Source organism: Xanthomonas arboricola pv. juglandis (assembly GCF_905367715.1).
In the GTDB taxonomy this organism is placed as follows: domain Bacteria; phylum Pseudomonadota; class Gammaproteobacteria; order Xanthomonadales; family Xanthomonadaceae; genus Xanthomonas; species Xanthomonas arboricola.
This window is the reverse complement of the sequence record NZ_HG999362.1, coordinates 1,919,243-1,945,695: the sequence shown is the minus strand read 5'-3', so window position 1 is coordinate 1,945,695 and position 26,453 is coordinate 1,919,243. Positions and strand designations below refer to the sequence as shown.

General features: G+C 66.5%; 29 protein-coding genes. 13 read left to right on the top strand and 16 right to left on the bottom strand.

Translation table 11 applies throughout. The features are described 5' to 3' along the window. Nucleotides 1–6: 6 nt before the first annotated feature. Together rpsF and KHN93_RS08470 are read right to left on the bottom strand one after the other, a co-directional pair. Entirely contained in the window at nt 7–441 is a 435-nt protein-coding gene (gene rpsF / locus KHN93_RS08475) for a 30S ribosomal protein S6 (protein WP_006451585.1), read from the bottom strand. Nucleotides 442–701: 260 nt separating this feature from the next. Further along, on the bottom strand, nt 702–1,040 hold the full coding sequence (locus KHN93_RS08470) for a HesB/IscA family protein (protein WP_016904198.1): 339 nt from the start codon (nt 1,038–1,040) through the stop codon (nt 702–704). A gap of 207 nt (nt 1,041–1,247) precedes the next feature. On the opposite strand from KHN93_RS08470, the gene asnS reads away from it, so the two are divergent. Genes asnS through KHN93_RS08445 form a run of 5 tightly spaced genes read left to right on the top strand, consistent with a single transcriptional unit; the run spans nt 1,248 to nt 4,160 of the window. After that, nucleotides 1,248–2,642, top strand: a complete 1,395-nt coding sequence (asnS, locus tag KHN93_RS08465; protein ID WP_039511777.1) for an asparagine--tRNA ligase — start codon at nt 1,248–1,250, stop codon at nt 2,640–2,642. A gap of 1 nt (nt 2,643) precedes the next feature. Further along, complete coding sequence (locus KHN93_RS08460; RefSeq protein ID WP_104594749.1) at nt 2,644–2,898, top strand: hypothetical protein; 255 nt, start codon at nt 2,644–2,646, stop codon at nt 2,896–2,898. Beyond that, the gene (locus tag KHN93_RS08455) at nt 2,895–3,200 is read left to right on the top strand and encodes a hypothetical protein (RefSeq protein WP_047125582.1); all 306 of its coding nucleotides are present in this window, start codon (nt 2,895–2,897) and stop codon (nt 3,198–3,200) included. The genes KHN93_RS08460 and KHN93_RS08455 overlap by 4 nt, the downstream gene beginning before the upstream one ends. Next, nucleotides 3,197–3,523, top strand: a complete 327-nt coding sequence (locus tag KHN93_RS08450; protein WP_024939855.1) for a hypothetical protein — start codon at nt 3,197–3,199, stop codon at nt 3,521–3,523. The genes KHN93_RS08455 and KHN93_RS08450 overlap by 4 nt, the downstream gene beginning before the upstream one ends. Before the next feature lies 1 nt (nt 3,524). Further along, the gene (locus tag KHN93_RS08445; RefSeq protein WP_184352675.1) at nt 3,525–4,160 is read left to right on the top strand and encodes an FMN-binding negative transcriptional regulator; all 636 of its coding nucleotides are present in this window, start codon (nt 3,525–3,527) and stop codon (nt 4,158–4,160) included. Nucleotides 4,161–4,276: 116 nt separating this feature from the next. Here the strand turns inward: KHN93_RS08445 and KHN93_RS08440 are convergent, their stop codons facing one another. From KHN93_RS08440 to KHN93_RS08405, 8 genes are all read right to left on the bottom strand, one after another. Beyond that, on the bottom strand, nt 4,277–4,990 hold the full coding sequence (locus KHN93_RS08440; protein ID WP_051750062.1) for a LuxR C-terminal-related transcriptional regulator: 714 nt from the start codon (nt 4,988–4,990) through the stop codon (nt 4,277–4,279). 375 nt (nt 4,991–5,365) lie between these two features. Continuing rightward, nucleotides 5,366–6,235, bottom strand: coding sequence for a hypothetical protein (locus tag KHN93_RS08435; protein ID WP_212579621.1), 870 nt, complete (start codon nt 6,233–6,235; stop codon nt 5,366–5,368). 168 nt (nt 6,236–6,403) lie between these two features. Continuing rightward, the gene (locus KHN93_RS08430; protein ID WP_212579386.1) at nt 6,404–7,147 is read right to left on the bottom strand and encodes a hypothetical protein; all 744 of its coding nucleotides are present in this window, start codon (nt 7,145–7,147) and stop codon (nt 6,404–6,406) included. A 219-nt stretch (nt 7,148–7,366) separates the two neighbouring features. Beyond that, entirely contained in the window at nt 7,367–7,840 is a 474-nt protein-coding gene (locus tag KHN93_RS08425; protein ID WP_212579385.1) for a hypothetical protein, read from the bottom strand. Further along, on the bottom strand, nt 7,841–8,101 hold the full coding sequence (locus KHN93_RS08420) for a hypothetical protein (protein WP_212579384.1): 261 nt from the start codon (nt 8,099–8,101) through the stop codon (nt 7,841–7,843). It lies immediately after the preceding gene. 47 nt (nt 8,102–8,148) lie between these two features. Beyond that, entirely contained in the window at nt 8,149–8,769 is a 621-nt protein-coding gene (locus KHN93_RS08415) for a DUF2589 domain-containing protein (RefSeq protein WP_039511773.1), read from the bottom strand. Between the two features lie 50 nt (nt 8,770–8,819). Beyond that, the gene (locus KHN93_RS08410; protein ID WP_039520615.1) at nt 8,820–9,350 is read right to left on the bottom strand and encodes a DUF2589 domain-containing protein; all 531 of its coding nucleotides are present in this window, start codon (nt 9,348–9,350) and stop codon (nt 8,820–8,822) included. Nucleotides 9,351–9,392: 42 nt separating this feature from the next. Then, nucleotides 9,393–9,929 carry a glycoside hydrolase family 108 protein gene (locus KHN93_RS08405; RefSeq protein ID WP_047124985.1) on the bottom strand — a complete coding sequence of 179 codons (537 nt, stop codon included), beginning with the start codon at nt 9,927–9,929 and terminating at the stop codon, nt 9,393–9,395. A gap of 155 nt (nt 9,930–10,084) precedes the next feature. Between KHN93_RS08405 and can the strand changes: the two genes are divergently transcribed. The 8 genes from can (at nt 10,085) to KHN93_RS08365 (ending at nt 19,476) form a co-directional block, all read left to right on the top strand. After that, complete coding sequence (gene can / locus KHN93_RS08400) at nt 10,085–10,747, top strand: carbonate dehydratase (protein WP_016902447.1); 663 nt, start codon at nt 10,085–10,087, stop codon at nt 10,745–10,747. 85 nt (nt 10,748–10,832) lie between these two features. Continuing rightward, nucleotides 10,833–11,363 (top strand): 3-hydroxyanthranilate 3,4-dioxygenase, encoded by a 531-nt coding sequence (locus KHN93_RS08395; protein ID WP_024939857.1) that lies wholly within the window; start codon nt 10,833–10,835, stop codon nt 11,361–11,363. A 199-nt stretch (nt 11,364–11,562) separates the two neighbouring features. Then, nucleotides 11,563–13,704, top strand: a complete 2,142-nt coding sequence (locus KHN93_RS08390; RefSeq protein ID WP_212579383.1) for an FUSC family protein — start codon at nt 11,563–11,565, stop codon at nt 13,702–13,704. Nucleotides 13,705–13,738: 34 nt separating this feature from the next. Then, on the top strand, nt 13,739–15,010 hold the full coding sequence (kynU, locus tag KHN93_RS08385; protein WP_039520603.1) for a kynureninase: 1,272 nt from the start codon (nt 13,739–13,741) through the stop codon (nt 15,008–15,010). A gap of 172 nt (nt 15,011–15,182) precedes the next feature. After that, nucleotides 15,183–16,550, top strand: a complete 1,368-nt coding sequence (locus KHN93_RS08380; RefSeq protein WP_104570515.1) for an FAD-dependent oxidoreductase — start codon at nt 15,183–15,185, stop codon at nt 16,548–16,550. Nucleotides 16,551–16,656: 106 nt separating this feature from the next. Continuing rightward, nucleotides 16,657–18,102, top strand: a complete 1,446-nt coding sequence (gene sbcB / locus KHN93_RS08375; protein ID WP_039527995.1) for an exodeoxyribonuclease I — start codon at nt 16,657–16,659, stop codon at nt 18,100–18,102. After that, nucleotides 18,099–18,785 carry a DUF2461 domain-containing protein gene (locus KHN93_RS08370; RefSeq protein WP_024940671.1) on the top strand — a complete coding sequence of 229 codons (687 nt, stop codon included), beginning with the start codon at nt 18,099–18,101 and terminating at the stop codon, nt 18,783–18,785. Before sbcB ends, KHN93_RS08370 begins: the two co-directional genes overlap by 4 nt. 124 nt (nt 18,786–18,909) lie before the next feature. After that, a complete protein-coding gene (locus KHN93_RS08365; protein ID WP_039527997.1) occupies nt 18,910–19,476 on the top strand; it encodes a DUF2939 domain-containing protein in 567 nt (188 codons plus the stop codon). 67 nt (nt 19,477–19,543) lie between these two features. Here KHN93_RS08365 and KHN93_RS08360 read toward each other — a convergent pair whose 3' ends face one another. The 6 genes from KHN93_RS08360 to KHN93_RS08335 form a co-directional block, all read right to left on the bottom strand. Beyond that, nucleotides 19,544–20,287, bottom strand: coding sequence for a spermine/spermidine synthase domain-containing protein (locus tag KHN93_RS08360; protein WP_212579382.1), 744 nt, complete (start codon nt 20,285–20,287; stop codon nt 19,544–19,546). After that, nucleotides 20,284–21,249, bottom strand: a complete 966-nt coding sequence (locus KHN93_RS08355; RefSeq protein WP_024940674.1) for a 5'-nucleotidase — start codon at nt 21,247–21,249, stop codon at nt 20,284–20,286. Before KHN93_RS08355 ends, KHN93_RS08360 begins: the two co-directional genes overlap by 4 nt. Nucleotides 21,250–21,424: 175 nt before the next feature. Then, nucleotides 21,425–22,201: an NAD kinase gene (locus KHN93_RS08350; protein ID WP_016902458.1), complete on the bottom strand. Its 777-nt coding sequence runs from the start codon at nt 22,199–22,201 to the stop codon at nt 21,425–21,427. A gap of 199 nt (nt 22,202–22,400) precedes the next feature. Next, entirely contained in the window at nt 22,401–24,536 is a 2,136-nt protein-coding gene (gene rlmKL, locus KHN93_RS08345; RefSeq protein WP_212579381.1) for a bifunctional 23S rRNA (guanine(2069)-N(7))-methyltransferase RlmK/23S rRNA (guanine(2445)-N(2))-methyltransferase RlmL, read from the bottom strand. Further along, nucleotides 24,533–24,724 carry a hypothetical protein gene (locus KHN93_RS08340; protein ID WP_080591332.1) on the bottom strand — a complete coding sequence of 64 codons (192 nt, stop codon included), beginning with the start codon at nt 24,722–24,724 and terminating at the stop codon, nt 24,533–24,535. The genes rlmKL and KHN93_RS08340 overlap by 4 nt, the downstream gene beginning before the upstream one ends. Next, nucleotides 24,703–26,316 (bottom strand): ABC-F family ATP-binding cassette domain-containing protein, encoded by a 1,614-nt coding sequence (locus KHN93_RS08335; protein ID WP_212579380.1) that lies wholly within the window; start codon nt 26,314–26,316, stop codon nt 24,703–24,705. Before KHN93_RS08335 ends, KHN93_RS08340 begins: the two co-directional genes overlap by 22 nt. Nucleotides 26,317–26,453: the final 137 nt, after the last annotated feature.

Here is a 26,453-nt window from a genome sequence, read left to right as displayed (position 1 = left end):
CGCTCCTTAAGCGGCTTCGGCGTTGTCGCCGTCGGTATCTGTGGCGGCAGGTGCAGCATCGCCCTCATCGTCATCACGACGACGACGCTCGCTACGCTCGGGCTTGTCGCCCTTCTCGTCCTTGCTCTTCATGATCAGCGACTGCTCGGTGTCCGGGCCGTCGCGCTTGACGACCAAGTGACGCAGCACCGCATCGTTGAAGCGGAAGCTTTCCACCAGCTCGCTCAGCACGGCCTGGTCGACTTCGATGTTGAGCAGCACGTAGTGCGCCTTCACCAGGTTCTGGATCGGGTAGGCCAGCTGACGGCGGCCCCAGTCTTCCAGACGGTGGATGGTGCCGTTACCGCCCTCGATCAGCGACTTGTAGCGCTCGATCATGGCCGGGACCTGCTCGCTCTGATCCGGGTGGACCAGGAACACGACTTCGTAATGACGACTCATGTTGTATTACCTTTCGGATGTGGCCACGTGGGCCGGACAGCTCCCCGGTGACCCGCGCAAGGCGGCCGGTGGAGCAAGGATTCCCGCCCGGAACCGGGCAGGAAGCAGGAAAGTATGGCAGTTCAGGCGCTTAGCCGCAACCGGGCCGAGCCAGCGGCCAAGCCTAGGAACGTGACATCTGCGCGGCGACTGCTTGAGCCCCTCTCCCGCCGGGGCGATAAGGCACCGCTTGCGCGCCACTGGCGCGCGCACCAGCGAGCTCAGCGATGCTCGGCTTCGGTCGTAAAGCTCTCCCCGCAGCCGCACTCGGCAGTCGCATTGGGATTGCGGAAGGTGAAGGTCTCGCTCAGGCCGTGCTTGCCGAAATCGATGCAGGTGCCATCGACCAGCGGCAGGCTGACCGGGTCGACGAAGATGCGCACGCCCTCCTGCTCGAACACCGCGTCGTCGTCACGTTTCTCGCGCGCCAGGTCGGTGACATGGCCCCAGCCCGAGCAACCGGTCTTGGTCACGCCAAAGCGCAGACCCAGCGTCCCCGGGGTCTGCTGCACGAAACGCTGCACGCGCTCCAGCGCGGCGGGGGTGAGGCTGATGGCCATGGGGGGTGCTCCGGAAACGATGGGGGCAAGTATAGCGAGGCTGCAATCACGGGGGCTGCAGCCGCTGCGACGACGTGTTCCCCAAATGGGGCCATGTCCGGCCTTGGACAAGCGCAACCACCCGCAAGCGGTTCAGATGCTCGCGCCAGCGCGCCCGCAGCCAGTAAACTCGCAGACCATTCAAAGTCGCTACGGCGAGGACAAGTCATGACGGTGGTCAGCGTTGAACATGCGCTTGCGGGAAAACTCCCGGAAGGCGGCGAAGTCACGGTACGGGGGTGGGTGCGCACGCTGCGCGGATCTGCCGGACTGGCCTTCATCAACGTGACCGATGGCTCCTGCTTCGCTCCGATCCAGGTGGTGGCCAACGATACCCTGCCCAACTTCGACGAGATCAAGCGCCTGACCAGCGGTTGCTCGCTGATCGCCAAGGGCGTGCTGGTGAAGTCGCAGGGCAAGGGTCAGTCGTTCGAGATCCAGGCCAGCGGCGTGGAGATCGTCGGCTGGGTCGAAGACCCGCTGACCTACCCGATCCAGCCCAAGCCGATGTCGCCGGAGTTCCTGCGCGAAGTGGCGCACCTGCGCCCGCGCACCAACCTGTTCGGCGCGGTCACCCGCATCCGCAACTGCCTGGCGCAGGCGGTGCACCGCTTCTTCCACCAGAACGGCTTCAACTGGATCAGCACCCCGATCATCACCACCTCCGACGCCGAAGGCGCCGGGCAGATGTTCCGCGTCTCCACGCTGGACATGGTCAACCTGCCGCGCGATGCCAGCGGCGCGGTGGATTTCAGCCGCGACTTCTTCGGCAAGGAAACCTTCCTGACCGTGTCCGGCCAGCTCAACGTGGAGGCCTACTGCCTGGCGTTGAGCAAGGTCTACACCTTCGGCCCGACCTTCCGCGCCGAGAACAGCCACACCACGCGCCATCTGGCCGAATTCTGGATGATCGAGCCGGAAATCGCCTTCGCCGATCTGGCCGAAGACGCGCGCCTGGCCGAGCAGTTCCTCAAGTACCTGTTCCGCGCGGTGCTCGATGAGCGTGGCGACGACCTGGCATTCCTGGCCGAGCGCGTGGACAAGAACGCGATCGCCAAACTCGAGGCCTTCATCAATGCCCCGTTCGAGCAGATCGACTACACCGAGGCGGTGAAGCTGCTGCAGAACTCGGGCAAGAAGTTCGACTTCCCGGTCGAGTGGGGCCTGGACCTGCAGACCGAGCACGAGCGCTGGCTGACCGAGGAACATATCGGCCGCCCGGTGGTGGTGACCAACTACCCCGAGCACATCAAGGCCTTCTACATGCGCCTGAACGACGACGGCAAGACCGTCGCGGCGATGGACGTGCTGGCGCCGGGCATCGGCGAGATCATCGGCGGCAGCCAGCGCGAAGAGCGCCTGGATGTGCTGGATGCACGCATGGCGCAGTTCGGCCTGGACCAGGAGCACTACAGCTGGTACCGCGATTTCCGTCGCTACGGCTCGGTGCCGCATGCCGGCTTCGGCTTGGGGTTCGAGCGCCTGGTGGTTTACGTGTGCGGGCTGAGCAACATCCGCGACGCCATCCCCTACCCGCGCGCGCCGGGCAGCGCCGAGTTCTGATGTGAGCCTGCTGGCCGCCGCCACGCTACAGTTGCTGGCCTTCGCGGCGGCGTTGCTGGGCGCCGGCATCGCCGGGGTGCGCGGCGTCCGGCTGGCGCAGCTGGCAGCCGCACATCCGGGTGCCAGCGCGTGGTGGCAGGGTGACACGGCACGCAGGTCGATCATCCACGCCGTGCGTCCGTTATGGTGGACCATCGCTGCGCTGGTGATCGGCGCAGCACTTCCCCAACTCGCACTGATGCTGGCGGGCACATGACCCTGTTCTTCGCACTGTGTTTTGTCGGTGTGGCGGTTGCCGGCCTCACCGCCTTGCTGATCTTCTGGCCGCTGACGCTGGTGCACCTGCGCGACCGTCATCCCGAGGCGCTGGCCAGCTTCGGCGAGCCGGCCTTCATCAGTCCTGCGGCGCTGCGCTGGTTGCTGGCGCGGCGCTACCGCAGCCATCGCGACAGTGCGCTGTCCGGCCTGGCCACGCCGGCCTGGCTGTCGCTGCTGACCATCTTCTTCGGCCTGGGCATGGCAGCCCTGCTCGGCCTGCTTTCCAAGGTAATGCCATGAATACACCGCAAGACACCGCACACGACGACCACGATTCGTGGTGGCTGGCCACGATCGGCCGCACGCTGATCTGGGCGCGCCTGCGCGTCAAGCAGGCCGGTACCGCCGAAGTCCTGGACAGCGACGGCAAGATCCTGCCCTACGACAGCGAAGACAGCGCCCGCGCGGCCTTGTTCGATGCCGAATTCGTCGCGCTCGACGGACTGGACGAAGAAGACGCGCTGATGCGTGGCTTCTCGCTCGACGAAGTGTCGCCGCCGCGCGGCGACGACGATGCGGACCTGCGCGAACGCATGGTGCTGACCCTGGGCGGTCGCGCCTGACATGTACACCCCGCGCGCGTTCGCGCAGACCGATCTGGCACTGCTGGACTGGCTGATCGCGCGCGACCCGTTCGTCACCCTGATCAGCCACGGCGAGGACGGACAGCCGGCGATCTCGCATCTGCCGGTGCTGTACCGACGCGATGACCAGGCAGTTGTCATCGAAGGCCACTGGGCGCGCCCCAATCCGCAGGCACGCAGCCCCGGCGATGCGGTACTGGTGGTGCAGGGTCCGCACGCCTATGTGTCGCCCAGCTGGTATCCGGACAAGGAAGCGGCCGCACGCGTGCCGACCTGGAACTACGCCGTGGCGCATCTGCATGGACGCTGCGAGCAGGTGAGCGATGAGGCGGCGCTGGGCGAGCTGATCGGTCGCATGAGCACCCACTTCGAACAAAGTGTCGGCAGTGACTGGCTGTTCGAGATGGAACGCGACAGCCACCGCCGCCAGTTACGCGGCCTGGTCGGCTTCCGCTTCGTTCCCAGCCGCATCGAGCTGACCTTCAAGCTCAGCCAGAATCATCCCGCCGTCAATCAGCGCAGCGTCAGCCAGTTCCTGGCGCAGCAACCCGACCAAGCCTCGAACGCGATCGCAGCGTTGATGCAGGCGGCAATGAATGCCGATACGACGCGCTGAGACGGCCTCAGTCGCGCATTGGAAAGACGGATCACCACAGGGTTGGGACGCGTCGGCCACATTGCCGGCCGACGCCGGCGTGCCTGGCACCCTATTTCCCCGAAGACTGGTGCAACTCAGCCAGCACGGCGCGATCGCTGCGGCACAAGCGCTTCAGAGGGATCGCTGCCACAGCCGGATGCGGGATCAAGTGGAGAAAGTCCTTGCGCGATTGCATAGCGGGTGAGCTGGGCAATACTTTGAATATTGAGTTTCAACATGCAGTTTTCGCGATGCGTGCCCACCGTTTTCACGCTCAAGTGCAAGCGCGTGGCGATCTGCCTGGTCGACAGGCCTTCGGAGTAGAGCTGCACGATTTCGCGCTCACGTGAGGTCAGCCGGGTATACGCAGAATCGTCTTTGGCGGCTCGACGCAGTCCTGCGATCAACGAACGCGACATCTGCGGACTGATATAGATCTGATCCTGACCAACGAGTTGAATCGCACGCAGCAACTCGGCGAAGGTACTGGTTCGCGCCAGATAGGCTTTTGCGCCAGCTTCGAAGACCGCGCTGGCACGCATGCAGGCGTCGGACGGAGCAATGCAGATTGCCCGGCTGCCGGGACTGCGTTGAATCAAACGTCGCGTCAGATCGATGCCATTGAGGCCAGGGAGCAGGACATCCACCAGGACGATATCCGGCTGCTCTCTGGCAGCGATCTGCAGACACGCCAGTCCGTCTTCGGCATGCCCCACCACTTCGAAACCCGGAACCTTTTGCAGCAAAGCGACCATGCCTTCCACGAGGATGGTGCGATCAGCAGCGACGACGATACGTGTCTTCATCATTCCCTCGGTTACACGAATGGGGACCGCGATGTGCAGCGGCATTCGAGCGGCGCGCTGCAGCGAATCGACAGATGCTCGGCAGGAGCACTTGAGCGAGCTTGTCATACGCTCACCTCGGCACCATCGGTTCTGGACTGATTTGGCGACCGTCAAATGCTGGTTCGCACAACGGTGTAGATGTCGGTGCGACGCAATGACGGGTAGGTTTGCCTGAGGTGTGTTACGCACGTTGAACCGGAGCCGAAGCGGACTGTGCCGCTCCGGACCAACACACACCACCACCTACTGCTCGGCACGCTGTGCTAGACATCGTTTCTGCATAAGACTGCCGATAAAAAACGAACGCGGTTCTAGCTGCAGCTCAACCGCGAAAGCTTACGAGTCGCCGGACATCATCTGCCTGGCAAGGCTGGTCAGTTGCTGACGCACCTGGTCCAAACGCGGGTCCGCTTCCAACTCGCGCTGCAGATCCAGCAGACCTGCGGCAAGTTCGCCACGCGCGCGTATACCTTCAGACTCGACCGATGCGCGCTGAGACTGGATCGCTGCAGCGGCGTGTTGGTTGGAATCGCCGCGTACGACCGTTTCCATGACATCGACCATGCGTTGCAGCAGGCGATAGACGGCACTTGCCGAAAATCCACCCATCATCGCCAATGCGGGTTTTCCGAACGCGCCCAGGCTACTTTCGGCAAACAGATCCTCCGGCAGCAACTCCACCAATATCAGACCGGCGATGAGGCCCAGAATCATGCGCGCGGCATAGGAAGAATCGAATCGCGGATCGTACGTCGCGTCGGCGACGTAACGATGGGCCTGGAACAGGGCGGAAAACGCTGCGCCAAGCCCGGCACAGGCCAGGATGAACATCACATTCCAGCCCAGCGTGCTGCCCGAGGAGTCGAGAAATCCCAGCGCGATGTTCTGCTCGTTGACAAGGCTGGACATCGCCAGCCCGACCACTGAGGCAAGACAGCCGACCGAGCTTAAGGTCAAGGTGCGGATCAGCGGAATTGGACCGAGCCAGCGCAAAAATCCACCGCGTAAGCGCTCCCGCTCGATCAGCACCACCGCTTGCGGCGTTGCGGGTTGGATCGCGCGAACCAGCTGTCGGTGCAGAGCGGCCAATTCGCGCGCGCCAGCTTCGCCATGCAGGGAGGTGCCAGGCGTCACCCGTAATTCCGCCAACCGGCCAGGCAGATCGGGGGACATCGCCAACCCCTGCTTTAGCGCATACGACACCATGGCCCGACATTCGAGCTCCAGCTGTTCAAGCACGCTGGAGAAGACCGGCCCGGTGAATCCTGCCGGCGAGACGGACTGGGCCACCGCGCGTCGCCGCAGGCCGACGCGCATCCTGGTTCGCTTCCACATAAGTGATTCCCAACATGCAGGCGCGCGTCCAGCCCGACCTCAGGGCATCCGTTCGAACAGCGTCGTATCGCGCTGACCTTTCACAACAAGAGCAAGCTCTGCGCTGCCATCGTCGCGAATCCGCAGGCTGGCTTGGCCATCGCTGAGCTGGCGGCAATAGCCTCTATCGTTGGCCCCGACCCAGGCATTCAACGCGCCTGCCGCACGCCCGGCATAACGCAATTCCACCTGGCAGTCGCGGGGGGCGCCATAGCGCAGGCGACCGAGCACGTCTCCCGGGCGGACGGTGGTCGCCACGATCTCCAGCTGGGCGGAAATCAGGCCCGCCCCGCGCCAACGCCCAGCTTCGGCCAAACCTGCGCTGCTCTGATCCAAGGCAACGACCAACGGCGAATCGCGGCCGGGCAGCGTGAGTTGCATGCCGGACGTCGCCCCCTCCGTCACCTCAAGCTGGGCGCGGCCACCGGCTAGCGCATCGCAAAACCTGCCGCCATTGCGAGACAGCAGCGCGTAACCGTCCGGCTGCGCTCGTAGCTCCAGCGCACAATTGAAAGGAGGTCCAAACCGCACGTCCGCCGTTTGGGTGCCGTCGGCTCCCACCGCGCGCCCGCTCAGGCGGACATAAACCGGGCCAGCACCGCCGCTGGCGGACAGGATTCCGCGCCAGTCACCTGTCGGAGTGCTACCAGCCGGAGCGGCCTGTACTGCAGTCAACGAAAGACACAAGGCCAGTGCTGAGGTGATGCGGAGAACGTGACGTCGATGATGAGGTTGGGTAGACATGAGAAAGCTCCGATAAGAAGTTGGACAGGATGGAAAGATCGATCAAGCTGCTGCTCAGCACACCGGCTGCAGTAATTACCAGAACTGCAACCAAGCAGATGATGAAGATGGACCGCCGCCGGCACCGAGACCGCCGGCAGAGATCCGCATGCAGGGCCGCCACATCGGTTCCCAGCCGCTCGGCGAGCGCGCGGGCATCGGCATCTGACAGCAGCAACCTCACGGCACCGCTCCGGGATCGGAAGATGGCACGTCCACGAACGGATGAAGCGTCCATTCCTTCAGCGCGATGCCATCTAACCAAAGCACGCCACGCGGACGCTCGCTGCCTTGATAGCCGATTTTCAGCGCGTGGCTTGGCGCACGGCTGCGTGGCGGCGCGATACGCAGCGCCAGTCCGGGAGCGCCGTCGCTCTGCGTGACCGGCTCTATTTGCACGTGCAGCGTCAACGAAAACTCGTTGATTTGCGATAGCCGCAGCGCACGCAATTGGCAGACCGGAATGGACAGCAGGGTCTCCATTTCGCCCTGGGCCGTTCCGTCATCATCCATGCAGCGAACCTGCATGCTGCAGGCGGCCACCGCGGCATCCACCAGTGCGGCGTGGTGCTGGCGGCATCGCTGTTGCGCTTGTCGGACGGCCTGGTCGAGCAGCTCCACGAAGGCGTCCAGGGAATAGCTCGCGTGTGCCATCTACGGCTCCGTCAGCCAGATCGGCTTGCGCTTGAACCCAACGTGGTAGCACAACCATTGCAGCACCACCTGATGCTCGCCCAGCTGCACAATGGTGAAGCTCTTCTCGATCCCGAGAATCGTTCCCCTGGGCGCTTCGCTGAGGCAGCGATTGAGCAGATGCTGCGCGGCCTCGACCTGCTCAGCGGTCTGCATCTTTGCCGGGTTGTCGCTGCCGACGACGATGCGCTTGATGTAGCTCACTTCTGACAAATCGATCATCGGCAACGACTCGGGTGATAGAAAGGTGTAGGACTCAACAGCGACGCTTACGGCACCGGCACAGGCGCAGTGACTTTACGTGGCGCTGCGGCGGTCTGCAGGATGTCGAGCACGCGCGACAGCCCTTCGGGGGTGCCGCGATCTTCGGCGTGCAATGCGACGTGATACTTGGCCGAATTATCGGAAGAGCGCGTGTTTTCCTTGTGGCTGGACACCGACCCCTGCACGTTGACCTTGGCCTTGAACACGCCCCAGCCGACGCTTGCCTCCAAATCCACCTTGAGGCTCTTGTCTTCGGCTTCCTTTTCCGAAAACGAGGATTTGACTTCCATGTCGAAGGTCACGTCCACGGTCTGAATGCTCAAATTGGGAACGTTGACCAAGGTCAGCAGCGGCACGACGATCTCGACTTCCTCCTCGGCCATCCCGGTACCGCTGGGGTCTTCGACCGGGCGTTTGAACTTGAACTGCGCGGTCCGCGTACCGCCGTTTCCGTTAGGATCGGCAGCAGGGTCGGTCGGCGGCAGAAAACCGATGACCTTGATGAAGTCGGCGGTGGCACGGGCCAGCATGACCTGCGCATCGCAGGCTGCACGCAACGGGGCGCCGATCAGGTCCGCCATCGGCAGGCCCTTGAATTGGTCGGACATATTGACAATATCGCTCATGGTGTTCTCCTGAAGAGTGGTTGTTTAAAAAAAATCGATGACGGCGGGGATCAATCGCCCTTGACCGTCTTGAACACGCCTTGCGACTGCGCAAGGCGATTGATGAGACGTGCCACGCCTTCGGTCGGCTCGCTGCCTTCCACGCGTAACACGACATGCACCGCACTGTGCCGCGCACTTTTTGCATTGGAGCCGAGGTCGATGCCGATCTGGCCGGGCAGCGCTGGCGGCTTGGGATGCCAGTCATCGACGGCGGCGGGAACCGCCAGCGACGCCGGCAACGCGGCTTCGTCCAGTTCGCTGAGCTCGCCGAGTTGTGCATCGAAGCTGATCTCTACGTCCTTGATGCGCAGGACGTTGGACGACACCAGCGGCAACAGCGGTGCGCGATACAGGTCTTCATCGTTCTCGCCCGCTTCCGGGTGCTGCGACGGCAAGCGGATCAGAACGCTTCTGGGACGATTGTCCTCGTCAAAGAACGCGCCCAGGTTAGCCATCTGGTGCTGTTCGATCCGGTCCTGGGCGTCGATAACTGCCCCGGCCAGCGCTTCGATCAGATCATTGAGGGAGATTTGCGCCATGTTGGGCTCGTTGGTCGGAGATGTCGCGGGGACGGTGACGGCTCAGGCCGCGCTGGGAAAGCTATCCACGCGTGCCAGCCACCCCTTGAGAAACTTGCCAAGCGCCGGTCGCGCGGCGACCAGTCGCTGGTAGTAGTCCTTGCGGCCGACCTTGTAGCGTGCATACAGGTCTTGCTGGTTGCTGGATGCCAGGGCGGCGAAGGTCGCCGGTCCCATCCGTCCGTCCACCACCAGCGCGCCGCCGGTCTGGGCATTGAGCACGGTCTGCAGCAGCTTGATCGCGTTGCCGCCGGCGTTGACATAGAAATCGAACAAGATGTTGGCCAACGGCTGCAGTGCGATCTGGTCGGCGCGTAGCCGGTCCCAGTACTGCGTCTTGTAAATGACCCCGGCCTGGGCATCGGTCAATGCACGCAGGTTCGCCAAGCTGGGCTCCACGCCCAGCAAGTTCTGGGCGCAGGCCTTGAAGGTCAGCAGCGTGATGCCCTTGTTGGTGGCACCGCCCGGATCGGCGGGGTCGTTGACGAAGCCGCCCTCGTGCTTGAGCAGGGTCGGAAAAAACATGTTGAAGTCAGCCATCGGCGCCACCTGTTGAATTGATCGGTGGCGCCAGTTTCCGCATCGGTGCAATGGCGGGACATCGGCCCTTCACCGATACTACGAAGCCTGAAAGCTGATTCATCCCGGGCCCCGACAGGGGCCACCAACACTGCGTTTTCTGGAATACTGCGCGCATGAACGAGCTCAACCATTTGCTTGAAAACAACCGTGCCTGGTCCGAGCGCATCCGCCGCGAGGACCCGGAATTCTTCTCCAAGCTGTCCACCCAGCAGACGCCCGAGTACCTGTGGATCGGCTGCTCGGACTCGCGCGTGCCGGCCAACCAGATCATCGACATGGCCCCGGGCGAGGTGTTCGTCCACCGCAACATCGCCAACGTGGTGGTGCATACCGACCTGAACTGCCTGTCGGTGATCCAGTTCGCCGTCGACGTGCTCAAGGTCAAGCACATCCTGGTGGTCGGCCATTACGGCTGCGGCGGCGTGTTTGCCAGCCTGACCCAGAAGCGCATGGGCCTGGTCGACAACTGGATCCGCCATGTCACCGATGTGGCCGACAAGCACGAGGCCTGCCTGCACGATGCGGGCGACCTGCCGGTGCAGCACGCGCGCCTGTGCGAGCTCAACGTGCTCGAGCAGGTGGTCAATGTCTGCCGCACCACCATCGTGCGCGACGCCTGGGACCGTGGCCAGGCACTGCAGGTGCATGGCTGGGTCTACAGCCTGCGCGACGGACGTGCACACGACCTGGGCATGTCGATCGACCGCCCGGAGCTGCTGCAGGAACGTTACGACGCCGCACTGGCGCGCATCCAGGCCGATCACGCCGAACGCTGAGCGGCACCCGCATGCCATCCAGCCGCGGCGCCCATCGGCGCCGTCGGTTGGCTATGCTGGACGTCTTCTTTGCCGAGGAACGTCGATGCTGGTCCCGCCGATCAACCTGCAAGCCTGGATCGAGCAACACCGCCACCTGCTCAAGCCGCCGGTGGGCAACAAGTGCATCCAGCAGGACGGCTTCATCATCATGATCGTCGGTGGGCCGAATGCGCGCACCGACTATCACTACGACGAAGGCCCGGAGTGGTTCTTCCAGCTCGAAGGCGAGATGGTACTGAAGGTGCAGGACGAAGGCGTGGCACGCGACATCCCGATCCGCGCCGGCGAGATCTTCCTGCTGCCGCCGAAGGTGCCGCATTCGCCGCAACGCGCGGCTGGCTCGATCGGCCTGGTGATCGAACGCGAGCGCTTGCCCAACGAGCAGGACGGCCTGCAGTGGTATTGCCCGCAGTGCAATCACAAACTGTACGAGGCGATGTTTCCGCTGCAGGACATCGAAACCGATTTTCCGCCGGTGTTCGATCATTTCTACCGTTCGCTCGCGCTGCGCACCTGCAGCCAATGCGGGCATCTGCACCCTGCGCCGGAGCGCTATGCCACTGTCGAGGCATGAGTGGGCGATGGCCCAGCCAATTCCAGGCACGCGTCGCACAGGTCTTCGAGCGCATTCGCTCGGCGGCGGCCATCGGCGCGCCGCCGCGCCCTCGCAATGCCGCGCAACGCAATGATGATGCAGCTGTGCGCAGCGCGCCGTGTGTCGAGCGTGTGCACGCGCCGCAGCTGCGCTGTGCGCCCGCGTTGAACCCCATGCCATGCTGCGCACTCTGATCGACCTCAAGCCGCGCGACGTGCCATTGCGCGTAGCGTTGCGCAACACCGCCGCGGTGGTGCTGCCGCTGGCCGTCGGCGTGGCCACCGGGCATGTCGCCGCCGGTCTGGCCGTGTGTACCGGCGCGCTCAACACCATGTTCACCGACCAGCCCGGCCCGTACCGTGCGCGCCTGCAGCGCATGCTGATGGCCGCGCTGGCAGCAGGCCTGGCCGCGTTGCTCGGCATCTGGGTCGGCCACAACACGCCGGCATTGGTGATCGCCGGGTTGCTGCTCGGCCTTGGCGGCGGCTTGCTGGTGGCACTTGGCCCGGTGGCAGCGCGGGTGGGGCTGACCAGCATGATCCTGCTGGTGGTCAGCGCCGACATGCGCCTGCCGGTGCAGCAGGCCGCGGGCGTGGCGGCATTGATCTTCGCCGGCGGCCTGCTCCAGGTAGTGCTGGCACTGGCGGCCTGGCCATTGCAACGCTATCGCCCGGAGCGCTTCGCGCTGGCCGACCTGATGCGTCAACTGGCCGGCATCGCACGCCAGCGTCCGGAAGCCAGCGCCCCGCCGCCGGCCACCCAGGAAGTGCTCGATGCGATGGTGATGCTGCATGGCGAGCATCGCTCGCGCGCGATCGCCGTGCAGAGCTTCCGCATCATCGCCGAGCTGTGCGAGCGCGTGCGGCTGGAGCTGCTGTCGCTGGCCGATGTCGATACCCGCCTGACCGACTCGCAGGCGCGCCCGGCGATCGAGCGCGTGCTCGAACGCAGCGCCATCGTGCTGGAACAGCTCGCGCATGCGATGACGGTGGGCGAAGACCCGCTCGCCGCCAATGCCTCGATGACCGGTTTCGACGATCTGGTCGCCGCACTGGCGCAGTTCCAGCACGACAACGCCGATACCCGCGAGCGGCGGCTGGTGCGGGTGGCGGTGGCGCGCGCGCAAGGCCTGGGCGGCCAGCTGCGCGCCCTGATCCGCAACGCGCATTGGGCCAGCAGCCGTGGCGAGATCCAGGCGCAGCTGGCCGAAGCGCGCCTGCCGGCGGCGCTGCGGCCCGCAGCGACGTGGGCCACGCTGCGCGCGAACCTGGATCTGTCCTCGGTGGCCTTCCGGCATGCCTTGCGCTGCGGCGTGTGCCTGGCGCTGGCGATCGCCTTCCAGCGCTGGCAGCAGATCCCGCACGGCTTCTGGATTCCGATGACCACCGCCATCGTGCTCAAGCCGGATTTCGGCGGCACTTTCAGCTTCGGCGCCTTGCGCGTGGCCGGCACCTTCGTCGGCCTGCTGGTGGCGACCTTGCTGGCGCACCTGGCGATGGACGGCGCCAGCGTCCGCCTGGCGTTGCTGGCGCTGTTCTGCCTGGGCTTTCGCCTGCTGACGCAGGTGAATTACGGCATCGGCGTGGCGTTTCTGACCGGCATGCTGGTACTGCTGCTGTCCTTCGAAGGCGTGGCACCGGGCGAGGCCATCGGCGCACGGCTGCAGGCCACGGTCGCCGGCAGCGCCTGGGCATTGATCGCCTACGCGGTGTGGCCCACGCGCGAGCGCCGGCATATCCGCGCCTCGCTGGCGCAGCTGCTGAGCGCCTATCGCGATCATCTGCGCAATCTGCTGCTCGGCAGGATGGAGGATCTGGGCGATACCCGCGCTGCTGCACGCGTGGCGCGCACCAACGCGCAGGCCTCGATCGAACGGCTGCGCGGCGAGCCACGCAGCCGACGCAATCTGCATGAGCTCAAACTCGCCGAATCCTTGCTGGCCAACGGCAACCGGCTGATCCGCGCCACCCTGTCGCTGGAGGCGGTGCTGCGCGACGGTCACCCCCTGCCTGCGCTGGAAGCGCTGCCCGCCTTCGCGCAACAGGCCGACCAGGCGCTGTCCGAGCTGATCGCCTGCCTGGTCGACGGCGGCATTCCCGCCGCAGCCACCTTGCGCGGCGCCGAGCGCCAGCTGTCCGATGCGCTAGCAGCCCTGCCCGACGGCTCGCCCGCCACCGCCGCACTGGCCGACACCATCGACCGCATCACCGACAGCATCGGCACCTTGACGCATCTACTGCGCCCTGCCCGGCCAGCCTCGACCACCGCGGCAGCCGAGGCAGCGGCCGCGCATGACGGCGCACACGGTGCCGGCGGGTAAACTGCGTCACTGACCTGCGTTGCGAGCCGTGATCATGACCGACCTGCTGTCCCGCGCCCATGCCGTTGCCCTGGACGCCGCCGACCCGCTGCGCCACCTTCGCGATGACTTCGTGTTCCCGCAGCATGCCGGCCAGGACCAGACCTATTTCGTCGGCAATTCGCTGGGCCTGCAGCCGCGCGGCGCGCGCGCGATGGTGGCCGAGGTGCTCGACCAGTGGGGCGCGCTCGCGGTGGAAGGCCATTTCACCGGTCCCACCCAGTGGCTGACCTATCACCAACTGGTGCGCGATGGCCTGGCGCGCGTGGTCGGCGCGCAGCCCGGCGAGGTGGTCGCGATGAACACGCTGAGCGTCAACCTGCATCTGATGATGGCCAGCTTCTACCGGCCCACGCCCGAGCGTGGCGCCATCCTGATCGAAGCCGGCGCGTTTCCGTCCGACCGCCATGCGGTGGAATCGCAACTGCGCCTGCATGGGCTGGATCCGGCCACGCAGCTGATCGAAGTGGAAGCCGACCAACCCAATGGCACGGTCTCGATGGCGGCGATCGCCGATGCCATCGCACGGCACGGTCCGCGGCTGGCGCTGGTGCTGTGGCCCGGCATCCAGTACCGCACCGGCCAGGCCTTCGAGCTGGGCGAAATCGCGCGGCTGGCACGCGCGCAGGGCGCGATGGTGGGTTTCGACCTGGCGCATGCGGTCGGCAATATCGCGTTGACGCTGCACGACGACGGCGCGGATTTTGCGGTGTGGTGCCACTACAAATATCTCAACGCCGGCCCCGGCGCGGTGGGTGGCTGTTTCGTGCACGCACGCCATGCCAACAGCGACCTGCCGCGCATGGCCGGTTGGTGGGGACACGAGCAGCAGAGCCGCTTCCGCATGGAGCCGCAGTTCGTGCCCTCGCCTGGCGCCGAAGGCTGGCAGCTGAGCAATCCGCCGGTGCTGGCACTGGCGCCGCTGCGTGCGTCGCTGGAGCTGTTCGATCAGGCCGGCATGCCGGCGCTGCGTGCCAAGTCCGAACAACTCACCGGGCACCTGGAACAGCTGATCCACGCCCGCGTGCCGCAGGTGCTGCAGATCGTCACCCCGGCCGCGCCGGCGCAACGCGGCTGCCAGCTGTCGTTGCGGGTGGCCGGTGGCCGCGCGCAGGGGCGCTCGCTGTTCGAGTACCTGCAGTCGGTCGGCGTGCTCGGCGACTGGCGCGAGCCGGACGTGATCCGCATCGCACCGGTGCCGCTGTACAACCGCTTCAGCGATCTGCATCGGTTGGTCGAACAGGTGGAAACCTGGGCCAGCGCCTGAGCACACGCGGCACAGACTGTGCCATCGACCAGATCGGTGCGTGGGCCGGAACCGGCACACGCGCACGTACACTCCGAACCCGCACCTGGCTGATCGCGGCAGGTGACGTTGCCAGCCATCCCTGTTCTCCCCCTTCGCCGGCACTTGCGTCCGGCCGCTGCCGGATACCGCATTGAGCGCAGTCTCTCCCCGTTCCCTGACCTTGATCGGCGCTGGCCTGGCCGGTTGCCTGCTGGCCATCCTGTTGTCGCGCCGCGGCTGGCAGGTCACCGTCTACGAGCGCCGCGGCGATCCGCGCATCAAGGGCTACGAGTCCGGCCGCTCGATCAACCTGGCGCTGGCCGAGCGCGGCCGCCATGCGCTACGCCAGGCCGGTGCCGAAGACGCGGTGATGGCCAAGGCGGTGATGATGCGCGGGCGCATGGTGCATCCGTTGATCGGCGAACCGCAGCTGCAACGCTACGGGCGCGACGACAGCGAAGTGATCTGGTCGATCCACCGCGCCGCGTTGAATGTTGCACTGCTGGATCTGGCCGAACAGGCTGGCGCGCGCGTGCATTTTTATCGGCGCCTGCACACGGTGGACTTCGATGCCGGCTATGCGCGCTTCATCGACGACCGCGACGACCAGCCGCACGAAATCCACTTCCAGAGCCTGATTGGCAGCGATGGCGCCGGCTCGGCGTTGCGCGCGGCGATGCAGCGCAAGTCGCCGCTGGGCGAGCGCACCGAATTCCTCGATCACTCCTACAAGGAGCTGGAAATCCCGCCGCTGCCCGGTGGCGGTTTTCGCATCGAAGGCAATGCGCTGCACATCTGGCCGCGCGGGCGCTACATGTGCATCGCGCTGCCCAACGACGGCGGCACCTTCACCGTCACGCTATTCCTGCCCAACGCCGGCGAACCCAGCTTTGCCACCACGCGCACCGGCGACGAAGCGCTGGCCCTGTTCGCGCGTGATTTTCCCGATGCCCTGCCGCTGATCCCGCAGCTCAAGGAGCATTGGGAAGAGCATCCGCCCGGCCTGCTCGGCACCCTCACCCTGGACCGCTGGCACCTGGGCGGCCGCGCACTGCTGATCGGCGACGCTGCGCACGCGATGGTGCCGTTCCACGGCCAGGGCATGAACTGCGCGTTCGAAGATTGCGTGGCGCTGGCAGAGCAGCTGGATGCACACGAGGATCTGGAAACCGCGTTTGCCGCGTTCCAGGCCGCACGCCGTGACGACGCCGCAGCGATCCAGCAGATGGCGCTGGAGAATTACCTGGAAATGCGCGACCGCGTTGACGATCCCGATTTCCTGCTGCAACGCGCGCTCGAACAGCAACTGCAGGCGCGCTGGCCCACCCGCTTCGTGCCGCATTACACGATGGTGACCTTCCTGCGCACGCGCTACTCGATCGCCCTGGCGCGCAGCGAGATCCAGCGCCAGATCCTGGTCGAGGCCACGCGCGGGCACAGCGACCTGTCGCGCATCGACTGGGCCGCGCTGGAAGCGGTCGTGCATGCGCGCCTGCAGCCGCTGGAAGGCGCGCACTGATCCACTCGCACAGGCCGGCGTCAGCAGGCGTAGGCGCGGATAAGAGATACTAGGCAGCACTGGCGGCGCCCTGCGCAGTGCGCCGCGGATCTGGATTTCATACGGCATGCCTGACAGCTTTCTCTTCTACGACCTGGAAACCTTCGGCCAGGATCCACGCCGCACACGCATCGCACAGTTCGCCGCGGTGCGTACCGATGCGCAACTGCGCGTGATCGAAGAGCCGATCAGTTTCTACGTGCAGCCGGCCGACGATCTGCTGCCCTCGCCGTACGCGACCATGGTCACCGGCATCACCCCGCAACACGCACTGCGCGAAGGCGTGAGCGAGGCCGAAGCGTTCGCGCGCATCTCTGAGCAGATGAGCCGGCCGCAGACCTGCACGCTGGGCTACAACTCGATCCGCTTCGACGACGAGTTCGTGCGCTGCGGGCTGTTCCGCAATTTCTACGACCCGTACGAGCGCGAGTGGCGCGGCGGCAATTCGCGCTGGGACCTGCTCGACGTATTGCGGCTGGTGCATGCGCTGCGCCCGGACGGCATCGTCTGGCCGCAGCGCGAAGACGGCGCCACCTCGTTCAAGCTCGAACACCTGGCCGATGCCAACGCAGTGCGCGAAGGCGACGCGCACGAGGCGCTGTCGGACGTGTACGCCACCATTGGCATGGCGCGCAGGTTCCAGCAGCATCAGCCCAAGTTGTGGGACTACGCGCTGCGCCTGCGCGACAAGCGCTTTGCGGCGACGCTGCTGGACGTCATCGCGATGCAACCGGTGCTGCATATCTCGCAGCGCTATCCCGCCTCGCGCATGTGCGCCGCCGCGGTGCTGCCGTTGACGCGCCATCCGCGCATCGACAGCCGCGTGATCGTGTTCGATCTGGATGGCGACCCTGAAGTGCTGTTGCGCCTGAGCCCCGACGAGATCGCCGACCGGCTGTATATCCGCGCCGCCGACCTGCCCGAGGGCGAGCAGCGCATTCCGCTCAAGGAAGTGCACTTGAACAAGTCGCCGGCGCTGGTGGCCTGGCAGCATCTGCGCGCAGCGGATTTCCAGCGCCTGGGCATCGACCACGACGCGGTGCTGGCCAAGGCTGCACGCCTGCGCGAGCTCGGCCCTGAGCTGGCCGAAAAAGTGCGCCAGGTGTACGGCAACGAGCGCGCTGCGGCGCCGGCGGTCAACGATGCCGATGCCTCGCTCTACGACGGCTTCCTGGCCGAAGGCGACAAGCGCCTGCTGGCGCAGGTGCGCGCCAGTGCGCCGGCCGACCTGGGCGCGCTGGAGTCGCGCTTTCGCGACCCGCGCCTGGTCGAGTTGCTGTTCCGCTACCGCGCGCGCAACTGGCCGCAGACGCTGTCGTTCGAAGAGCAGGAACGCTGGAATGTCTATCGCCGTCAACGCCTGCTCGAAGACCGTGGCCTGGGCGAGCTCACGCTCGATCAGTTCCATGCGCAGATCGCGGATTTACGGCTTGCTCACCCCGACGATGCTACCAAGCAGTCCCTGCTCGATCAGCTCGCCGCCTGGGGTTTGGACCTCCAACGCACGCTATGACCACCTATTTTTCCGACGCCAGTTTCAAGTTCCTGCGCGCCCTGGCGCGCCACAACGACAAGACCTGGTTCAACGACCACCGGCATCAGTACGAGGCGCATGTGCGCCAGCCGTTCCTGCAGCTCATCACCGACCTGCAGCCGGCCCTGGCCGAGGTCAGCGAGCACTATCGCGCCGATCCCAAGACCCAGGGCGGCTCGCTGTTTCGCATCTACCGCGATGCGCGTTTTTCCAACGACAAATCGCCGTACAAGAACTGGCAGGGCGCGCGCCTGTTCCATGAGCGCCGCCGCCAGGTGCCGGCGCCGTCGTTCTATATCCATCTGCAGCCGGGCGAGAGCTTCGTCGGTGCCGGGCTGTGGCATCCGGAGCCGGACACCCAGCGCAAGCTGCGCCAGTTCATCTTCGACAATCCTGCCAACTGGAAAGCGGCCGCCTACGAACCCAGACTGCGCCGCAAGTTCGCGCTGGACGACAGCGAGAAACTGGTGCGTGCACCGCGCGGCTTTCCCAACGAGTTCGAGTTCATCGACGATCTCAAGCATCGCAACTGGGCGTATCTGCGTCATCTCGACGATGCCGTCATGACCGGCCCGCGCCTGCGTCAGACCATCGAGGCCGACTTGGTGGTGCTGGCGCCGTTCGTCGACTATCTGTGCGCTGCGCTGGATCTGGAATTTTGATGGATCGCGCGGCGCCGACAGCCATCGACGCGGCGCCGGCGACCGGCACACCGAAGCGATCTCTCGCTGCGCGGTGCCATGCATCGATGCGTCTTGCGCCAACCACCGCCATGGACTGCACACCATGAACAAACGCTGGTTGCTGTTGCCTGGACTGGCCGTGCTGCTGCTTGTCAGCTATGTGGTTGCAGGCCCGTACCTGGCCATTCGCGGCATCAGCCAGGCCGTCGCCAATCGCGACGCCGCGCAGCTGGAACGCCATGTGGATTTCCCCAGCCTGCGGGTCAACCTCAAGGCGCAGCTGGACGATTACCTGGTTCGCCAGGCCGGCAGCCGCATGCAATCGAGCCTGCTCGGCGGGTTCGCCCTGCAGCTCGCCAGCGGTATCAGCGGTGCCGGCGTGGACACGCTGGTGACGCCGCTGGGCATCGGCGCGCTGCTGCAAGGCCATAGCGTGTGGAATCGCGTCACCGGCGACACCGTCAGCCCGGACACCTACGCGGCCCCGGCGCCGGCGCGTCCGCTGCAAGGCGCCGAGCGGCGCTTCGAATCCACCCGCCGCTTCACCGCCACTACCCGCACCGCGACCGGCGCGCCGGTGGTGTTCGTGCTGACCCGCCAAGGGCTGCGCTGGCGGCTGACCGATATCCAGTTACCGCTGGCAGATGCGGAAACTCCGCTGCCCCCATAAGCGCGCGCCTGCGAACGATGTGGAGGTTTTCTGCCTCGCAGGCTGACGCCGCGCGCCCGACAGCGGCTCACGAAAACCGCCAGGCCCGCTCCATCCACGCTGCCTGCAGCCGCAGCATCGACGGCCGCAGTTGCCGGCGCGCCGGCCACGGCAACGTCGCCAGCGCCTGCTCCGCAGTGCCCGGCGTGCGTTTGCCGTTCCAGGCGTACAGCAGCTGGTTACGCGGATCCGGCTCGGGCAACAGCAGCACCCGCCCATCGAATACCTCGCGCAGCGTGGCCAGATGCCCGGCCAGCGGCACCTGGAACAGGTTCAGCGCCAGCACACCGCCGGGCGTCAGCGCAGCGCGGCAATCGGCGTAGAACTCGGGGGTGCACAACGCCGGTGGGATGCCATCGGCATCGTAGGCATCCAGCAGCAACAGGTCGTAGCGCCCGGCACGCGTACCGATCCATTGCGCACCGTCGCCATGCGTAACCTCAAGCCGCGCATCGTCGCGCGGCACGCCAAACGCATCGCGCAACGCCAGCACCCGCGCATCGGCGTCCACCGCCTCGATGCGCGTGCTGCGCAGATACCGGTGGCAGAACTTGGCCTGCGCGCCGCCGCCGAAGCCGATCAGGCCGATGCGTTCGGGCCGCGGCTGCAGCCATAGCGCCGCCAGCATGCCGCGCGTATACGGCAGCATCAGCCGGTACGGCGCCCAGCGCGACATGCGGGTCTGCACGGTGTCGTCGGCGAAGTACAACTCCAGCTGGCGCCAGCTGGAGCGCAGCGCGGCGCGTCCGGCCGGCTTCGGTGCCTCGCTCACCTGCCCGGCGGATCGTTGGCCACGCCATGCGGTACGTGGCCGGCCGCCACGTGCTGGTGCTGGCGCGCACTGTCGATGTTGTGCTGCGAGTCGTCGAAGAAGATGTCCGCGCCAAACGCCTCCAGGAACGGCCCCTTGTGGCGCCCACCGAGGAACAGCGCCTCGTCCAGACGCACGCCCCACTCACGCAGGGTGCGGATCACCCGCTCGTGCGCCGGCGCCGAGCGCGCGGTGACCAGCGCGGTGCGGATCGGCGAGGCCTCGCCCGGCGGGAATGCCGCCTGCAGCGTATGCAGCGCCGACAGGAAGTTGCGGAACGGCCCCACCGACAACGGCTCGCGCGCACGTTCGCGCTCGTGGCGCCCGAATGCCTCCACGCCCTGCTCGCGCGAGATGCGTTCGCTCTCGTCGCCGAAGATCACCGCATCGCCGTCGAAGGCGATGCGCAGCTGCGTCGACAGGCGGCTTTCGTCGTTGTCCACGATCGCCGCGGCGGCCTCGGCGCGTTCGCCCGGCGCGCGCGGCATGATGGTCGCCGCCGCAATGCCATGGGTGAGCGCACGCCGTACCGACTCCGGGTTGGCCGACAGGAACAGGTCGGTGCCGAACGGCTTCACGTACGGCCAGGTCGGCTGACCCGAGGTGAAGGTCGCCCGCACGATGCCCAGGTTGTAGTGCTGGATCGAATTGAAGATGCGCAGCCCGGTGTCGGCGGAATTGCGCGACAGCAGGATCACTTCCACACGCGGGGTTTCTTCGGGCACATCGTGGTTGAGCGCCAGCAGCTTGCGCACCACCGGAAAGGCGACGCCCGGCTCCAGGATGTCGTCCTCATGCTCGCGCTGGAACGCCGAATACGCCTCCACGCCATCGGCCTCGAACAGCGCATGGCCTTCTTCGAGATCGAACAGCGCGCGCGAGGTCACTGCGACGGTCAGGAGTCTTGGGGAATTATCAGCCATTGGGGTGCCGGGAATGGGGAATCGGGATTGGGGAATGGGTCGGAGCAACAACGAATTTTCTGGGATTTGAGATGGTTACTTGCACTGCATCGTACCTTGGGCACGCGCAGGCTCGGCTGCACGTCGCGCTGCTGCCGTTGCCAATCCCGAATCCCCACTCCCCAATCCCCGCTCCTCAAACCGCAAACTGTTCGCTGAAGATGCGTTCTTCCAGATTGTGTTCGGGATCGAACAGCAGCGTCACCTGGCGCTGGGTGGATTCGCGGATGGTCACTTCGACCACGTCGCGGATCTCGTGCGAGTCGGCGGTGACGCTGACTGGGCGCTTGTACGGGTCCAGCACGCGGAAGCACACTTCGGTATCGGCCTTGAGGATCGCGCCACGCCAGCGGCGCGGGCGATACGGGGCGATCGGCGTCAGCGCCAGGGTGTGCGAGCCCAGCGGCAGGATCGGCCCGTGCGCGGAATAGTTGTAGGCGGTGCTGCCGGCTGGCGTAGCGACCATGACACCATCGCCGATCAGCTCGGCGATGCGGGTCTGGCCATTGAGATCCACGCTCAGGTGCGCGGCCTGGCGGGTCTGGCGCAGCAGCGAGACCTCGTTGTAGGCCAGCGACACCGTGCTGGCACCGGACTCGGTCTGCACCTGCATTTCCAGCGGGCGCAGATGCGCCGGTTCGGCACGTTGCAGACGCGCGAGCAGGTCGTCCTCGTCGTCGCGGTACTGGTTCATCAAGAACCCGACCGAGCCCAGCTTCATGCCGAACACCGGCTTGCTGGCAGCGCCGTGCCGGTGCAGGGTCTGCAGCATGAAGCCGTCCCCGCCCAGTGCGCAGACGATGTCGGCGGTGTCCAGCGCGTGATCGCCATAGCGCTGCACAAGACGCGCGCGCGCGGTCACCGCCGGCTCGGCGTGACTGGCGAGAAAGGCAATCCGGGGTGGTGCGGTCATCGTTGACTCCAGAGCATGCGAATCAGCATACCGCAGCGCTGTGGTGGGCTTGTTGGCTGGCCGCCCCGCCCTCGCCTGCGCGGACGCGCCTGCGCGATCGGGCGCCACCGGTGACACGGCGCGCGTCAGCGCAACGGGCGCGGCAATCCCGCTTGCGTAATGCGCGTGCTGCCCGGCCAGGCGTCACCGGGCCACTTCCTCAGGCGGTCAACCGCCAGGCGCGATGGATGCGCGCATGCCGCTCGAAATCCGGGTCGATGGTGCGCGGGCTGATTTCCTCGCACTGCGCAAACTCGGCCACCAGTTCTTCGTCCAGCTTGAAGCGGCGGAAGTTGTTGGAGAAATACAGCACCCCACCCGGCGCCAGGCGCGCCACTGCCGCGCGCAACAGCCGCACATGCTCGCGCTGGATGTCGAAGTCTTCGGCGCGTGCGGAGTTGGAGAAGGTCGGCGGGTCGCAGAAGATCACGTCGAAATGCGCGCGCTCGGCTTCCAGCCAGGCCAGCGCGTCGGCCTGTACCAGCTTGTGCTTGCTGCCGGCCTGGCCGTTCAGGGCCAGGTTGTCGGCGCACCACTGCAGATAGGTACCGGACAGGTCCACGCTGGTGGTCGAGCTCGCGCCGGCCACCGCCGCTTCCACGCTGGCCACGCCGGTGTAGCAGAACAGGTTGAGGAAGCGCCGCCCCTTCGATTGCGTGGCCATGGTGCCGCGCAACGGGCGATGATCCAGGAACAGACCGGTGTCCAGGTAATCGAACAGATTCACCCGAAGCAGCGCGCCATGCTCGCGCACGTTGATGAACTCGTTGCGCTGCTCGAAGCGGCCGTACTTGCTGCCGCCCTTGCCGCGCTCGCGCGATTTGAGCGCCACGCGTTCGCCCGGCACCTCGAACACCTCGCGTGCGGCGGCCAGCAGTTCGCCCAGACGGCGGCGCACGTCGGCTTCCGGAATCGTCGCCGGCGCCGCGTATTCCTGCACATGCAGAAACACGCGGCGATCGCCATCGGCTTGCTGGTACACGTCGATGGCGGCGGAGTATTCCGGCAGATCGGCGTCGTAGACACGGAAGCATTCGATGCCTTCGCGTGCGCGCCACTTCTTGAACTTCTGCAGGTTCTTGCGCAGGCGGTTGGCGACCATCTGCGCGCCTTCGCTGAGCGCGGTCGGCGCCGCCAGCGGGGTGCGCCGCGGCACCGCGATCGGGTCGCAGACGATCAACGCGCACTTGATCGCGCCATTGAACAGCTGGTATTTCTTGCCCGCGCGCAGGCCGGTGGCATACGCCAGCTCGGCGTTGCCGCACAGCAGGCTGGCCCGCCATTGCGGCACCGCACGCTGCAGGGTATCGCCCAGGCGGCGATACAGCGCCGCATCGGCGGCCAGACGTTCGTCGTAAGGCGGATTGCACACCACCACGCCGGTGGCCTGCGGCGGGGTCTGCAGGTCGCCCACCTCGCGCACGCCGAACCAGATCGCCTCGGCCACGCCGGCCACTTGCGCATTTTCTTTCGCGGCGCGGATCGCATGCGGGTCCATGTCGCTGCCGTGGATCACCTGCCGGAGCGCGGCGCGGCCGAGACTGTCGCGCTCGCGCGCTTCGCCCACCAGTTGCTGCCAGCCCTCGCGGTCGAAGCCGCGCCAGCGGCTGGGGAGATCGCTGCCATAGCGCTGCAGGCCGGGCGCCACGTCGGCGGCCATCAGCGCGCCTTCGATCAGCAAGGTGCCGCTGCCGCACATCGGATCCAGCAGGCCGCCGCCATCGGCGTAGGCGCGCGGCCAACCGGCGCGCAGCAACACCGCCGCGGCCAGATTCTCCTTGAGCGGCGCATCGTTCTGCGCCATGCGCCAACCGCGCCGGTGCAGCGGGCCGCCGCCCAGATCCACCGAGATGGTGGCGCGGCCCTTGCGCAGCGACAGGTTCAAACGCAGATCCGGGCTGTCCACGTCCACCGACGGGCGTTCCAGGCCCTGCCGGCGCATGGTGTCGACCACCGCGTCCTTGATCCGCTGCGCCGCGTAACGGGCATGCGTGATCGCGGTACCGGAGACATGCGCGTCCACCGACAGCGTGTGGCCGACGGACAGGTGCTCGTCCCACGGCAATTCGGCCACCCCGGCATACAGCGCGTCCTCATCCGGGCAATCGAATTCGCTCAGCGGCCACAACACGCGGCTGGCCAGGCGCGACCACAGCACGGCGCGCTGCGCGTCGCGCAGGTCGCCTTCGACGTTGACGCCGGAGATGGTGGCGGTGGCCTTGCTGGCACCGAGCGACAGCAGCTCGTCGGCAAGCAGGTATTCCAGGCCCTTGGCACAGGATGCGAAGAATTTCACGTAGGCAGGTATCGATGGAGACGCTGGCCGTGGGGGCGAGCGTGGGAGCAGGACGCTGGGCCGGCGCCCGGGAGGGCAAAGCCGTGGCCGCCGCGGACGGGGCGCAAATGGTCGGCCATCGGAGCCGGCTTTACCAGCCCGCCGGCCGGATCGCCCGCCGCGCGGTTCACCACGGCGCCAGCCGCCACTGCGGCTGCGCAGTCTCCAGGCGCTGCTGCAGGCCCAGCCGCTGCAGGAAGGCGGCATCGTGCGAGGCGACGATCAGCGCCCCCTGGTAGCTGCGCAGCAGCGCCTCGATCGCCTCCACCGCGGCCAGGTCCAGGTGGTTGGTCGGCTCGTCCAGCAACAGCAGTTGCGCCGGCTGCGCCCGGTACAGCGCACAGGCCAGTGCCACCTTGAGCCGTTGGCCGCCGCTGAGCTGGCCGGTGGGCAGGTCGGCACGCTGCTGGTCCAGCCCCAGCAGCGCCAGGCGCAGCCGCTGTGCGTGGGCTGGCGCGTCCGGATCTGCATCCTGCAGCTGCGCAGCGGCCGAGCGCGCCGGATCCAGCAGGCCCAGGTGCTGATCCAGATACGCCACCGGCACATGCACCTGGCAACGCCCCGCGCTGGGTTGCAGGCGCCCGGCCAGCAGCTGCAGCAACGACGACTTGCCACTGCCGTTAGGGCCGACCAGGCCGATCCGCGGCTGCCCATGCAGCAGCAGATCCACCTGCCGCCCGCCCAGCCGTCCGTCGGCCAGCTCCACCTGCTGCAGCGTGGCCAGCTGCCGCGATGCGCCGGCGGGCGATGTCGGCGCCAGGAGCGCGATCGTGGGGTCGTCCTGCACCAGCGCTGCGGCCTGCACCACCGCCTCGCTCAACCGCGCCTGTTCGGCCTGGCGTTGCTGTTGCAGCCGTCCCGCGCTGACCTCGCTGCGCTGCTTCTGCGCGCCGAGCAGGATCGCGGCCTGGTTGGCCTGCCCTGCGGCACGCGCGCCGCGTGCCTGGCGTTGCTGTTGACGCTGCTGCTGTTCGCGCAGCGCCTGCTCACCGCGTGCACGCGCCTGTTTGCGCTGGGCCAGCAACGCGCTGGCCGCCTGCTGTTCGATGGCGCGCTGCTGCGCATAGAACGTGTAATTGCCGCCGTAGCTGCGCAGCCCCTGCGCGGACAATTCAACAATGCGCTGCATCGCATCGAGCAGGCCGCGGTCGTGGCTGATCACCAGCAAGCCACCGCTCCACGCCAGCAACTGATCCATCAGCCGCTGGCGTTGCGGGCCATCCAGGTGATTGCTGGGCTCGTCCAGAATCAACAGGTCCGACCGGGTCAGAAACGCACCGGCCAGTGCCACGCGCGTCGCTTCGCCGCCGCTGAGCTGCGCGGCCGGTGCACGCGGGTCGCGCCCACCCAGGCCTTGCCGTTCGAGTTCTGCGGCAAATTGCGCATGGGCGGTCCAGCGCTCGCCGACCAGTTCAAAATCGGCGGGCGCAACGCTGCCGGCGGCGATACGGTCCAGCGCATCCAGCAGCGGCGCAACACCGGCCAGTTCGGCAATGCTCTGCCCCGGCGCCACGCGCACGCGCTGCGGCAGGTAATGCACGCTGCCGTTGCGCACGTAACGCCCTGCGCTGGGCAGCACCTCGCCGGCCAGCAGGCGCGCAAGCACGCTCTTGCCCACGCCATTGCGCCCGACCAGGCCGGTGGCGCGTTGGTCGATGTGGATGGACAGATCGGAAAATAGCGGGCTGCCATCGGGCAGCACATACGCAACGCTTTCCAGCGTCAGCGACGGACAGGTCATACGGGTCTCCATTGCATGCCAGCACACGCACCGATCCAGCCGGACCGGCAGCGGGTAAGGCCGTCATCACGACGGCGGCATCAATGGCGCATTGGACCAATCCTCAGACAGTGGGCAACGCGGCAAAGTGTAGGTCA